At 68.3% G+C, this 13,077-nt stretch carries 12 protein-coding genes; 2 read left to right on the forward strand and 10 right to left on the reverse strand.

Going from position 1 to position 13,077, the window contains the following annotated elements; all coding sequences use genetic code 11:
• Window positions 1-266 precede the first annotated feature (266 nt).
• The 3 genes from AT701_RS25650 to AT701_RS25660 all read right to left on the reverse strand — a co-directional run bounded on the left by AT701_RS25650 (window position 267) and on the right by AT701_RS25660 (window position 3,990).
• On the reverse strand, window positions 267-1,094 hold the full coding sequence (locus tag AT701_RS25650) for an acyl-ACP desaturase (protein ID WP_003896649.1): 828 nt from the start codon (window positions 1,092-1,094) through the stop codon (window positions 267-269).
• Window positions 1,095-1,172: 78 nt separating this feature from the next.
• On the reverse strand, window positions 1,173-2,645 hold the full coding sequence (locus AT701_RS25655; protein ID WP_011730415.1) for a glycine hydroxymethyltransferase: 1,473 nt from the start codon (window positions 2,643-2,645) through the stop codon (window positions 1,173-1,175).
• A gap of 79 nt (window positions 2,646-2,724) precedes the next feature.
• On the reverse strand, window positions 2,725-3,990 hold the full coding sequence (locus tag AT701_RS25660; protein WP_011730416.1) for a hypothetical protein: 1,266 nt from the start codon (window positions 3,988-3,990) through the stop codon (window positions 2,725-2,727).
• A 42-nt stretch (window positions 3,991-4,032) separates the two neighbouring features.
• On the opposite strand from AT701_RS25660, the gene coaA reads away from it, so the two are divergent.
• Window positions 4,033-4,971: a type I pantothenate kinase gene (gene coaA / locus AT701_RS25665; RefSeq protein ID WP_011730417.1), complete on the forward strand. Its 939-nt coding sequence runs from the start codon at window positions 4,033-4,035 to the stop codon at window positions 4,969-4,971.
• On the opposite strand, the gene AT701_RS25670 is transcribed toward coaA, so the two are convergent.
• The 5 genes from AT701_RS25670 to AT701_RS25690 form a co-directional block, all read right to left on the reverse strand.
• Complete coding sequence (locus AT701_RS25670; protein WP_058126861.1) at window positions 4,943-6,460, reverse strand: FAD-dependent oxidoreductase; 1,518 nt, start codon at window positions 6,458-6,460, stop codon at window positions 4,943-4,945. The genes coaA and AT701_RS25670 overlap by 29 nt on opposite strands.
• Window positions 6,461-6,559: 99 nt before the next feature.
• A complete protein-coding gene (locus AT701_RS25675) occupies window positions 6,560-6,967 on the reverse strand; it encodes a hypothetical protein (protein WP_058126862.1) in 408 nt (135 codons plus the stop codon).
• 52 nt (window positions 6,968-7,019) lie between these two features.
• Complete coding sequence (locus AT701_RS25680; protein WP_011730420.1) at window positions 7,020-7,427, reverse strand: hypothetical protein; 408 nt, start codon at window positions 7,425-7,427, stop codon at window positions 7,020-7,022.
• 160 nt (window positions 7,428-7,587) lie between these two features.
• Complete coding sequence (locus tag AT701_RS25685; RefSeq protein WP_011730421.1) at window positions 7,588-8,952, reverse strand: hypothetical protein; 1,365 nt, start codon at window positions 8,950-8,952, stop codon at window positions 7,588-7,590.
• A 19-nt stretch (window positions 8,953-8,971) separates the two neighbouring features.
• Window positions 8,972-9,763, reverse strand: coding sequence for a (2Z,6E)-farnesyl diphosphate synthase (locus AT701_RS25690; protein WP_003896657.1), 792 nt, complete (start codon window positions 9,761-9,763; stop codon window positions 8,972-8,974).
• A gap of 58 nt (window positions 9,764-9,821) precedes the next feature.
• On the opposite strand from AT701_RS25690, the gene trhA reads away from it, so the two are divergent.
• Window positions 9,822-10,592 (forward strand): PAQR family membrane homeostasis protein TrhA, encoded by a 771-nt coding sequence (trhA, locus tag AT701_RS25695; protein WP_003896658.1) that lies wholly within the window; start codon window positions 9,822-9,824, stop codon window positions 10,590-10,592.
• A gap of 118 nt (window positions 10,593-10,710) precedes the next feature.
• On the opposite strand, the gene AT701_RS25700 is transcribed toward trhA, so the two are convergent.
• Window positions 10,711-11,085, reverse strand: a complete 375-nt coding sequence (locus tag AT701_RS25700) for a nuclear transport factor 2 family protein (protein ID WP_011730423.1) — start codon at window positions 11,083-11,085, stop codon at window positions 10,711-10,713.
• A gap of 11 nt (window positions 11,086-11,096) precedes the next feature.
• Complete coding sequence (locus AT701_RS25705) at window positions 11,097-13,070, reverse strand: thioredoxin domain-containing protein (RefSeq protein ID WP_058126863.1); 1,974 nt, start codon at window positions 13,068-13,070, stop codon at window positions 11,097-11,099.
• Window positions 13,071-13,077 lie beyond the last annotated feature (7 nt).

Below are 13,077 nucleotides of genomic sequence, written 5' to 3' on the forward strand. Positions count from 1 at the left end.
CACACGAATTGCTCGGTGGACACTGCGGCAGGACCGGGGCCGGTCCTTTCGTGATCGAAACGATCGGTACCGCCCGGACAGCAGAGCAGGTCGCTAGCCATCGACTTCGACGCTACTACCGCTACCGCACCGTTGCTTGCTGCCGCGCCGCGTGTTGGACGGCTTACGCGTTACGCGCGGATGAACTTTCCGCGCGCCCCAGCGACGTCCCGGTTACTGCCGTGACTGAGGTGACGGGTGTGACCACCAGCGCCACGAACCCGCACTCAGGCCTGGACGAAGTCCTTCAGCGAAGCCTCGCCGGCCAGGCCCCATGCCGTGATGCGGTCGGAGATCACCTTCTGCAGCGCGGCCTTGTCGAAGATGCCCGCCTCGGCGACGTTGGCGACCTTGTCCTGGTACGGCGCGATGTCGGCGCCGATCACGTCGAGGCCCGCCGCGCGGGCCGCGATGGCCTCGACGGTCTCGTCGCGGTGCTTGTCCAGCACGTAGCTGACGAGGTTGGAGAAGAACTCCTCGTGACGCTCCTCGTCGGTCGCGATGCGGCCCATCAGGCTCGCCAGGACCGGCTCGGTGATCTGCGCCTGCAGGTTGCGGCAGAACACGGCGTGCGAGCGCTCGAAGAACGCCATGAACACCAGCGTCTCGATCTGGCTGAAGCGGTCGGCGCGGTAGCCCTTCATGACGTGCTCGACGCGCACGTCCTCGTTGGCGGCCGGATCGATCTCGCGGGTCACCACCAGGTAGTTGCGCAGCGCGACGGCGTGCAGGTGCTCCTCAGCGGTCCAGCGGCCGAGGAAGCGGCCCCACTGTTCTTCGAGGATGAAGTGCTCGACGAGCTCGCGGTGGTAGCCGGCGAGGTTGTCCTTGGTGATCAGGAGGATCTCCAAGGCGTCGGTGATGCTCTTGGGCAGCGTCACCTGCGACGGATCCCAGTCCGTGCCGCCGAGGAAGGCGAAGTTCTCGCCCTGGTCGAACGGCACGTAGTCGTGCGCGTACCAGAGGTCCTCGGAGTCGAGGTGACGGCGCATCTCGCCGGCCACGACGGGCTCGAGCTCGAGAGTCAGCGCATTAGGGACAGGTTTCTGTGCCATGAAAGTAACTGTAACCCGAGTTCACACGTTTCTCGAAATCGGGTCCGGCGTGTCCCCGCGTGATGCGTTGTGCGCAGCTCAGAGCGTCAGACCCGGGTACAGCGGGTTTGCCGAGAGCAGCTCCGACGACGCCGCGTGCACGCGCTCGGCGGTGCCGTCGGCCAGCTTGTACTTGGCCTTCGACGTCCCCTCGGGCTGCGTGTTGGCGAGCACCTCGACGATCAGTTCGGCGACGCGGTCGAAATCGTCGGCACCGAATCCACGGCTGGTGAGCGCGGGCGTACCGAGGCGGACGCCGCTGGTGTACCAGGCGCCGTTGGGGTCCGCGGGGATCGAGTTGCGGTTGGTGACGATGCCCGCGTCGAGCAGCGCCGACTCGGCCTGCCGGCCGGTGAGGCCGAACGACGTCACGTCGAGCAGCACGATGTGGTTGTCGGTGCCGCCGGTCACCAGGCCGGCGTCGCGCTTGACGAAACCGTCGGCCAGGGCCTGCGCGTTGTCGGCGACCTGCTGCGCGTACTGCTGGAACGCGGGCTGGCGCGCCTCGGCCAGCGCCACGGCCTTGGCGGCCATGACGTGGCTCAGCGGTCCGCCGAGCACCATCGGGCAGCCCTTGTCGACCGCGGGTGCGTACTCCTCGGTCGCGAGCACCATGCCGCCGCGCGGTCCGCGCAGCGACTTGTGCGTGGTCGTGGTGGTGACGTGCGCGTGCGGCACCGGATCCTCGTCACCGGTGAACACCTTGCCCGCCACCAGACCCGCGAAGTGGGCCATGTCGACCATCAGCGTCGCGCCGACCTCGTCGGCGATCTCGCGCATCTTGGCGAAGTTGACGCGCCGCGGGTAGGCCGAGTAGCCGGCCACCAGCACCAGCGGCTTGAACTCGCGCGCGGCCGCGGCGACCGCGTCGTAGTCGAGGAACCCGGTCTCCGGGTTGGTGCCGTAGCTGCGCTGGTGGAACATCTTGCCGGAGATGTTGGGCCGGAAGCCGTGCGTGAGGTGCCCACCGGCGTCCAGCGACATCCCGAGCAGACGCTGGTTGCCCAGCTTGTTGCGCAGCGTCTCCCAGTCGGCCTCGGACAGGTCGTTGATGTGCTTGGCGCCGAAGTTGGCGAGCTCGGGGGCCTCGACACGCGTGGCCAGGATCGCCCAGAACGCGACCAGGTTGGCGTCGATGCCCGAGTGCGGCTGCACGTACGCGTAGGGGGCGCCGAACAGTTCGCGTGCGTGCTCGGCCGCGACGCTCTCGACGGTGTCGACGTTCTGGCAGCCGGCGTAGAAGCGGTGCCCGATGGTGCCCTCGGCGTACTTGTCGGAGAACCACGTGCCCATGGTCAGCAGCACCGCGGGCGACGCGTAGTTCTCACTGGCGATGAGCTTCAGCGAATCGCGTTGGTCGGCAAGTTCTTTGCGTGTGGCCGCGGCGACCCGGGGCTCCACGGATTCGATGACCTGCAGCGCGGCCTGGTAGGCGGCGCTGGCCGTATCGGCATAGTCGGCCCCGTTAGCGGCGGGCACCGAAGAGGAGTTGGACGACGGGTCTGCAGCCATGGGCACAAGCCTATCCCCGAGCGGCGGCGCTTCTACCTCGAGGTTCGAGCGAGGTCCAGGCCGAGGTTCCGGCCGAGGTTCAGGCCGAGGTTCCGGCCGCCAACTCGGCCCGCAGCGTCGACGGGATCAGCGGCTCGTCGAGCAACCGGCCGAACCGCTCGGTGAGACCCACCTCGGCTGGGCGCGCGTCGAGCCAGTCCTTGAGCAGCCGATAGCCCTCGATGTAGGTGCTCGTGTAGGCCCGCCACAGCGGCGAGGACAGGAACCGCAGCATCTGGCGGGCCCGCTCGTCGTTGACCAGCAGCCAGCGCCGCAGGTACGCGACGACGTCGTCGACGTCGCGGTGCTCGTCGTGCAGCATGATCGCGGCGTCCTGGCGCACGTCGGCCAGCCCGGCCATCGCCTCGGAGATCTTCTCGGCCCGCTCCCCCTCGAACCGCAGGCCCAGATCGGCGTAGATCTCCTGCGCCCACGTACCCCAGCCGGGCCCGATCGCCGCGTACAGCGCGAGGTCGGCCAGGCCCTCGGCCATCAGGCACTGCGGGGTGTTGACCAGGAAGATCGTCTGTTCGAGCTGGTTTCTGCCCTCCACCAGCCCGAGTTCCTTGCGGCAGTGCTCGGTGTGGTGGCCCGGGTAGGACTCGTGGGCGACCAACCGGGGCAGGTTCGCCATCTGCTGCTTGAGGTCGGCGTTGACGGCGACCGTCGACTTGTAGTCACCCAGGTAGTAGTTGAACCCCGACCATGGCTTGTCGGTGACCACCTCGTAGTTGATCACCTCGGTCTCGGGCAGCGGATACTCGGCGCGCACGCGGTCGCGCAGGGCCGACGAGAACGCGTGGATGCACTCCTCGAGCCGCTCCGGCGGGATCTCCTCGGCGCTGCGGTGCGCCTGGATCCGCTCGGCCAGCGGCCCGGTGCCGCCGAGCGCCTCGTCGAGACGTGCGTGGGCCTCGCGGTAGCGCTCGGGATCGCCCTTGGTGATGCGCACGTCGAAATAGGCCTCGACCTCGTCGACGAATCCCACGTCCTCACCCGCGAACTTGCGGCCCGCGAAGCTCAGCGCGCGCAGGTGCGACGCGACGTACGCCGCGCGGTCGGGCTCGAGGTCGTCGGGGATCTGTGTGAGCAGGCGGTCGGCCTGGCGCGCGAGGTCCGCCGGGTCCGGTGCCGGTTCGTTCTCGACGACGCGACGCAGAGCCGCGTCGCCGGTGAAGGAATCGACGTAACCCTCCTCGATACGGTCGAAGCGCAGCCCGAGCAGCAGATACTCGCGGATGACAGCGGCCGCGTCCGAGCCGGTGCCTGCCCCCGCGTCGCCGCCGGTGCCCGTGGAAAAGCCCATCCCGTTACCCATGCCCTCAACCGTAAATGCAAGACTGACCGAATGCCGCGGCCCAGCGAGCCGAGCCCCTATGTGGAGTTCGACCGAAGTCAATGGCGTTCCCTGCGCATGTCGACGCCGCTCAAGCTGTCCGAAGACGAACTCGTACGCCTGCGCGGTATGGGCGAGAAACTCGACCTGCTGGAGGTCGAGGAGGTATACCTGCCGCTCGCCCGGTTGATCCACCTACAGGTGGCGGCGCGGCAGCGGTTGTTCGCCACCACCGCCGAGTTCCTCGGCGAGCCCCAGCAGAACCCGGATCGCCCGGTGCCCTTCATCATCGGCGTCGCGGGCAGCGTCGCGGTCGGCAAGTCGACCACGGCGCGCGTGCTGCAGGCGCTGCTGGCGCGCTGGGAACACCACCCCCGCGTGGATCTGGTCACCACCGACGGGTTCCTCTACCCCAATGCCGAACTCGCGCGGCGCAACCTCATGCACCGCAAGGGTTTCCCGGAGAGCTACAACCGCAGGGCGCTCATGCGCTTCGTCACCGCGGTCAAGTCCGGCGCCGACGAGGCCGCCGCGCCGGTGTACTCACACCTGCTCTACGACATCGTGCCCGGCGAGTACCAGATCGTGCGTCACCCCGACATCCTGATCCTCGAAGGGCTCAACGTCCTGCAGACCGGGCCGGCGCTCATGGTCAGCGACCTGTTCGACTTCTCGGTGTACGTCGACGCGCGCATCGAGGACATCGAACAGTGGTACATCTCACGGTTCCTCACCATGCGGTCGACGGCATTCGCCGATCCGGCATCGCACTTCCACAGCTATTCGACGCTGACCGACGAGCAGGCCGTGTTCGCCGCGCGCGACATCTGGCATTCGATCAACCGGCCCAACCTGATCGAGAACATCCTGCCGACCCGGCCCCGCGCGACGCTCGTGCTGCGCAAGGACGCCGACCACTCGATCAACCGGCTGCGACTGCGGAAGCTCTAGCCTCCCCTTCGATCAGCGGTCCGCAGCGCACACCGAAACGCTCGCGCACGGTGTCCAGCGACCGTCGCAGGTGCTCGCTCTGGCGGCGATGGGTGCGCATGAAGTGCAACCCCGCGGCGGTGCGCCGGTACCACGGATACCAGCGCGCGAAGTCCAATCCGCATTCGCGGAACACCTTGCCCGGCACGGTATCCGCGATCAGGCCGAGGTTGTACTGCACGAGGGTGAACAGCGCATACGGCGCCACGGCCCGGTGTTTCTGCCAGAGCTCGACCAGATCGGCCTCGTACAACGGTAGGTCGCCGAGCTTGTCCCTCAGGAACAGATGTGTCAGGAAGTACGCCGAGTACGACGTCAGATGCAGTGCGGCCGATCGTGGTTGGATCGACAGGACCGATCCTCCGGCCGATAGGCACGGCTCGTACGGGTGATCCCCCTTGAGCAGGTAACCGGTGCAGTTGACGATCCAGCTGTCGTCCTCGACCTGTCTCCTCGCACCGCTGCGCAGCACCATCTCGGTGCTGCCGTCACGGTCGACGACGTCGACGAGGTGATCCATCAGCACCTCACGAAGACCGCCCGCGATGGTCGCGTTCTCGGCCTCCGAGAGCACCCCGAACAGGAAGTTGCCGGTTTGTGGTGTCAACCAGACACCGAATTCGCGACGGAACCAGTCGGCGACCTCTCCCTCGTTGGTTCCGTCGAAGCGACTGCACATCTCCTCGGCCATCGCGTTGATCGACCGGCCGCCACCCCAGCGCCGGATTCCCGTCGGGAAGAGTTTGTCCCGGCAGCTGAAGTACGTTCCCGACCCGGCCACCAGATTCACCTCGCGGCCCGTTTGCGCGTTGATCAGTGTGTGCGCGGTGTCCATCCCGGTCTTGCCACCGCCGATGATCCACACCGGGGCATCGCTGTCTCGGATGTCGCCGCGCCGCACGTCACAGGTGTCCGGCGACACCGACCGGACCCGCGTGCTCGACAACTTCAGGGGCGCGTTGAGTCTGAACCGCACGCCGTATGCCTTGATCAGCCGGGGCGCCTCGATGATGCGTTCCGTGCCGTCGGGCGCACGGCAGGTGATCCGCACACCCGCCCCGGACCCGCTGCCGAACTCCTTGTCCGACAGGAACTCCCAGCCGAATCGCGCGTCGACGGTGACCTGTTCTCCGATCACGTCGAGGCAGTGCCGGAAGTGGTCGAGCACCTCGGTCTTCGTGGGCAGATATGACGGCTCACGTCCCAGCGTCCACTCGATGTTGCCTGCCGTGAACATCGGATGCGGTTGGTGCAACCGCACGTATTCATAGGTGTCGACCCACATTCCGCCGACCCGGTCCCGGCGGTCGAGCAGGATGATCTTCTGGTCGCGGCCCAGGTAGCGGCTCGCGACGAACAGCGCGTTGAGGCCGGCGATGCCCGCGCCGACGACGCAGAGGTCGCACGTGTCCACCTGCTGGTTGTCCTGCGTCTCAGCTGAAGTGGACACGGCGACCTCCTCGACCGTCAGACCCGGTTGATCTTCAGTGTGGATCCGTTCGTGCCCGGCGGATCGCGTAACCGATTACCCGATTCAGGCGGGGCTGGTTCAGGCGGCGATACGGCGCGCGCCGACGAACTGCCACTCGGCCATCACGGCGGTGTACAGCCCCGTGCCGATGAGGATGACGACGCCCGCGGCGGTCAGCGACATCGTCACGGCCGCGACCACGGCGATCACGGTGCACACCGCATTGGCGACCGACGTGCCGATGCCCGCGGGCCGCACCCGCTCGATCCCGGCGAGGGCGAGCACCGCGATGCCGTAGGCGACGGAGAAGATCCCGATCCCGTATTCGACGGCGACCGGCAGTCCGGTCAACTCCGAGAACCAGCGTGGCGCGGCGAGCAGGGCGATGCCGCTGATGCCGACCAGCACGGCGTCGGTGCGCATGGCCAACCGCAGCAGTGCACCGGAGGTCCTGACGGTGCCTGCGGTATTGGTGATGGCGGTCATTCGTTTCTCCTTATCTGGTGTTTTCTTGGTGACATCTGGGGCGGACAGGGAGTCACGCCAGACGGCGCACTCCGCGGTACTGCAGCCACGCCAGCGCGGCGGTGGCGGCGACGAAGCCGAGCAGCAGTTCGGTTCCCGCGCCGGTCAGTGGCAGCCACCCGGCGAGGACGGCCGTCACGGACGCGGCGGCGAACACCGTGTTGCCGGTCGCGACGGCGACGCCGACCTTGCGGATGGCGGGCAGGGCGGCGAGCACGTACAGCAACGCTCCGTAACCCACCAGCGCGGCGCCGATCACCCATCCGGCCGTCGCCGACAGCCCGGCGACGCGGGCCAGCGGGTCGGCGAGCATCGCGGTGAACAACCCGACGCCCGCGCACACCGTGGCGTCGGCGCGCAACGCGAACCGCAACAGGGAATCGGTCGAATCGGACAGTGGCCGGGTGGTGATCGCGGTCATGGCGGGCTCCTCAGGGCTCCTCGGTGCTCCTCGGTGTCGAGGCTTCGTGTCGAACACCTCAGAGGTTGCTCACAAGCCACTGCCAGATCGACGCCAGACGCTGCCAATCACTGCCAAGCGCAGGTCAGCGCAGGACTCGCGGGATTGTCGAGGCGGCGGGTCAGCGCCCGGCGGCAGGCGCGACGCGCCCGCGCAGATCCGCCGCGATCACCTTGGCGGCGGCGTTCTGCCAGTTGTGCAGCGAGCGTTGCGGCACCTCGGTGACGAACCACTGCCAGGCCTGCCGCGCGACCGGGTCCAGGCCCGCCGCGGTCGCGTTCTGCGCGTAGGCGCGCACGCCGACGACGTACGGGAAGTACAGCGAGTTGTAGTGCCGCCATTCCTCGGTGGTGCCGAAGTCGCCGCCGTCGCGCGGCTTGAGCGCCGCGATCCGCTCGGCCAGCAACGCCTTGAGTTCGTTGGCCCGCTCGAGCGGCTGATCGGGCGCGCCGCGTGCGGCGAGGCGCGCGTCGATCTCGGGCAGCGCGGTCAGGGGGCTGGCCATGAGCTTCGACAGGTCGGCGTAGTGGCCCAGGGCACGGCGGGTGAGCCGGGCGAATGCGCCGTCGTCGAGATCGTCGAGCGGGCTGCGCGACCGCAGCGGCAGGGCGGCCTCGGTCGCGCGCAGCGCCTCGCGGTCGGCGCGCAGTTCGGGTGACCGGAAGAACGCGAGGCGGTCGAAGATGCCGGCCAGCGGGCCGGCCAGCACCTCGACGGCCACCGCGACCGCGAGGCTGGTGAACAACAGCACCGTCATCGCGACATGGCCGTCGGCCGAGTCGAGGACCGCAAGCCCGATCAGGGCCTGCGCGGCGAACGGGATCGCGATCACCACGGTGCCGATCACCGAGCGCCGCATGTCGGCGCGCAGCGCCTGCCCTTCGTCGAAGGCGTCCCAGATCGCGACGGCCACACCGAGCAGGGCGACGTCAAAACCCGTGGACGCCAACGCCAGCCAGCTCGGCACCAGACCGAGCGGAATGATCAGGATCGCGTTGCCGAGCGCGAAGAACAGCGTCGCCACGACCAGGAACCCGACCACCGAACCCGGTTTCGCGCCGCTCACCACGGCCTTGATCATGGCGCCCAGCGACGACACCGAGATCACCGCGAACAGCAGCCAGTGGCCCAGGCGCAGCGGACCGTCGACGTTGCCGGCCACCGCGGCCGCCGCGAACGCCAGCACCGCGACCGTGAGGATCGCGATGAGCGCGGTCGCGCGCGAGCGGAAACCCTCGGCCGGGCGCGACAGTTCGACGAGCACCGCGAACCAGGCGATGGCGGGCACGGCCACCAGGTAGATCTCGATTCGGCTGAGCAGTTCGGAACCGGTGATGACGCGCACCGCGTCCAGCGCGACGACCACCGCGAAGCTCGTCAGGCCGATCGCGGCGAACACCAGGACGGGTTTGCGCGGATCGCGGGCGACCAGGTACAGACCCAGCCACCAGCTGAGCGTGAAGACCACCGCCGACAGCGCAGCCATGGCCCCAGTGTGGCACGCGCTACTTGCCGAAGCGCCGGTGCCTTGCGGTGTAGTCGCGCAGCGCGCGCAGGAAATCGACCCGGCGGAACGCGGGCCAGTACGCCTCGGTGAACCACATCTCCGAATAGGCGCTCTGCCACAGCAGGAAACCGCTGAGCCGCTGCTCCCCCGAGGTGCGGATCACCAGGTCGGGGTCCGGCTGACCCGAGGTGTAGAGGTTCTCGGAGATGCCGTCGACCGTGACGGCCTCGATGAGCTGTTCGGCCGTGGCGCCGTTGGCGAGTTCCTTGGACAGCAGCGAGCGGACCGCGTCGACGATCTCCTGGCGTCCGCCGTAGGCGACGGCGACGTTGACGTGGAAGTTGGCGCCTTTGGTCGTGGTGCTCTCGACGGCCTCGCGCAGCCGGCGCGCCGGCTCGTCGCCCAGCAGTTCAAGGTCGCCGACGGTGCGCACGCTCCATTTGTTGTACGGCGCGCAGATCTCCTCGACGACGTCGGTGATGATCTCGATGAGCGCGGTGAGTTCGTCGGGATCGCGCTGCAGGTTCTCGGTGGACAACAGGTAGATCGTGGCCATCTCGATCCCGGCGGCCTGACACCAGCGCAGCATCTCGGCGATCTTTGCCGCACCTTTGCGGTAGCCGATGCTGACGTCGTCGTAACCTGCGTCACGCGCCCAGCGGCGATTTCCGTCACACAGCACCGCGATGTGCCGTGGCAGTTGGGCTTTGGACCGCACCAATTCGTGGCGCAGCCGCATCTCGTAGATCCGGTAGGCCGGTTCTTTGAGACGCGGGGGAATGATGTCCACGAGAATCCAGACTACTGTTAACTGCGGGAATGACCCATCAGCTGTATGTGGAGGTGACATGACCGCGCCGATCGACGGTTCTCACGATCGCCGGACAGCTCCCTACCGATCAGCGGCCGCCGATGCCGCGGGTTCGCAACGCCAAGCCGAGGACCTGCCCGCCGCGGTTGCCGACGGCGTTGCCCAGTTCTTCGGAAAACCACGGGCGCGCGGGTGGATTCACGTCTACTCGGCGATCGTCGCGTTGATCGCGGGCGCCGCACTGGTGTCGGTGTCGTGGTCGGTGCAGTCGACGCGCGCCGGTCTGGCCACGCTGCTCTACACGTTCACGATCGTGGCGATGTTCGCGGTCAGTGGGGTGTATCACCGCGTGAACTGGACGTCGGTGACCGCGCGGAAATGGATGAAGCGGCTCGACCATTCGATGATCTTCCTGTTCATCGCGGGCAGCTACACACCGTTCGCCCTGCTGGCACTGCCCGAGTCGAAGGGCATGGTGCTGTTCTGGATCGTGTGGGGCGGCGCGATCGCGGGCGTGCTCCTCAAGATGTTCTGGCCCTCGGCGCCACGCTGGCTCGGCGTACCGCTCTACATCCTGCTGGGCTGGGTCGCGGCATGGTTCATCGGGCCGATCATGGACGGCGCCGGTGTCGCGGCAGTGGTGTTGCTGATCGTCGGCGGCGCGCTGTACAGCGTCGGCGGCGTCCTCTACGCACTCAAGTGGCCGAACCCGTGGCCCGCGACCTTCGGTCACCACGAGTTCTTCCACGCCTGCACGGCCGTGGCGGCGATCTGCCACTACATCGCGATGTGGTTCGCCGTCTTCTGACGCGTGGCACCGCGAGCGTGCGTGTTTGCCCCTCGGCACGCCGCAAAACCTCAGCAGTACGCGCACGCTCGCGGTGAGACGAACGTGCGCGTCGGTCGAGAGGTCCGCTGAAAGATCCCTACAGCTGCTTGATGTCAGCCGGTGACCAGTACGCCTTCATGGACGTGATCCGGCCGTCGCCGTCGAACGTCATCACCTCGATCGGCTCGATCCGCATGGCGTTGCCGATGGTGATGGCGAACAGGAAGGCCGCCTCGCTCCCGCCGGGACGGAAGCTCAGCAGCTCGGTCTTGATGTCGGTCGTCGCGGCGGTCATGTTCTTGTAGAACCCCTCGATGGCCTGGCGCCCGATGTGCACCTCGCCACTGCCGACCGGGTCCTCCACCGTCGCGTCGTCGGCGTACAGCGCGGCGATGTCGGCCGCGGAACCTCCTGCGACAGTGTCCAGGTAACGCTTGACGAACGACTCCAAGGCGGCGGCATCGTGGCTCATGGCCGCTGACGCTACACGGCCACTCCCAGGGCGTCAGCAAGATCCCCGACCGTGGTCACCGGCAGATCGCACACGGTCCCCCGGCACACATAGGCGGCGTCGGCGCCGTCCACGCGGTCGCGTCCGCGCAGCAGCTCCGACGAGTCCACCGCACCGCCGACGACGACGGCGCCGCCCGGTGCGAGCGTGCGCGCGGCGGCCAACAGTTCCGACGACGGCTCACATGCCACGGCAATCTGGATGGGTCCACGCAACTGGGCCTCGGCCACGGCCAGCCAGTGCCCGCCCGACCGTGCGGCGCGGGTCAGGATCGGGACCGCGGTGGCCAAAGTGGCCTGCGCCGCTTCGGCATAACGCGACGATCCGGTGAGGTAGGCAGCCAGTTGCAGCGCCTCGGCGATCAGCGAGGCCCCCGCGGGCGTCGCACCGTCGATCGGGTCGGCCGGCCGGACCATGAGTGTCTCGGCGTCGTCGGCCGTGTCATACCAGCGGCCCGGCTGTTCGGGGTCGGCGAAGTGCTCCAGCGCGAGGTCGAGCAGGTGCCGTGCCTCGGGCAGCCACTGTCCGGTCTGCTGGTACAGCGTCAGCAGCGCGGTGGCCATCGCGGCGTGGTCTTCGAGGATGCCCGCACTGGCTCCGACCGCCCCGCCGAGACTCGCGCGGCGCAGCCGCCCGTCGACGACGTGGAGGTCGATGAGCCTGCGCGCGCATCGCGATGCGGCGTCGAGCAATTCGGGTCGTTGCAGCGCGACCGACGCCTCGGCGAGCGCGGTGACGGCGAAGCCGTTCCATGCCGTGACGACCTTGTCGTCGCGCGCGGGCTGAGGCCGTGCGGCACGCGCGGCGAGCAGCGTCGTGCGGATGGTCTCGAACCGCGCCGGATCGTCCGGGGTGGCGGGCAGTTGAAGCACCGACGCGCCGTGTTCGAAGGTCCCCTCGTCGGTGACCCCGAAAACCGCTGCGGCCCATATTCCGTCGTCGTCACCGAGCACCGACCGCAGCTCCGCGGGCGTCCACACGTAGGTGGACCCCTCACTGCCGGCGGCGTCGGCGTCGAGCGACGACGTGAACATGTCGCGGTCACCGAGCTCGGCGATCATGAAATCCGCTGTCTCTGAGGCGATTCGACGGGCCAGCACGCTTCCGGTACGACGCGCCAGGTGCGCGTAGACGCGCAGCAACAGCGCGTTGTCGTAGAGCATCTTCTCGAAATGCGGTACCACCCAATACGGGTCGACGCTGTAGCGCGCGAAACCTCCTGAGAGCTGATCGTAGATTCCGCCACGCGCCATCGCCTCGCACGTGCGCTGCACCGCGGACACCGCGGCGGCCGAACCCGTGCGCTCGTAGTGCCGCAGCAGACCCTCCAGCAGCGCCGACGGCGGGAACTTGGGCGCACCACCGAACCCGCCGTGGCGCTTGTCCTCGTCACCGAGCACGGACGCCACGGCGTGATCGCACATCTCGGCGCTCACGGGCGGGCCGCCCGCGGGCAGGCCGCCGGCCATCTTCCGCAGTTCGGTGGTGATCTGATCGGACGCCCGCTCGACCTCGCCGCGCCGGTCCCGCCACGTCTCGGCGACCGCGGTCAGCAGTTGCAGGAAGTTCGCCTTGGGGTAGTACGTTCCGCAGAAGAACGGCCTGCCGTCGGGGGTGAGGAAGCACGTCATCGGCCAGCCGCCCTGCCCCGTGAGCGCGACGGTGGCGTTCATGTACACCGCGTCCAGGTCGGGGCGCTCCTCGCGGTCGACCTTGATGCACACGTAGTTCGCGTTGGCGAGTGCGGCGACCTCGGCGTCCTCGAACGACTCGTGGGCCATCACGTGACACCAGTGGCAGGCGGCGTAACCGACCGACAACAGGATCGGCACGTCACGCTCAGCCGCCTCGGCGAGCGCCTCAGGCGTCCACTCGCGCCAGTGCACGGGGTTGTCGGCGTGCTGGCGCAGATACGGGCTGGTGGACCGGTTCAGGAGGTTGGCCACACCACCA

Source organism: Mycolicibacterium smegmatis, assembly GCF_001457595.1.
GTDB lineage: Bacteria > Actinomycetota > Actinomycetes > Mycobacteriales > Mycobacteriaceae > Mycobacterium > Mycobacterium smegmatis.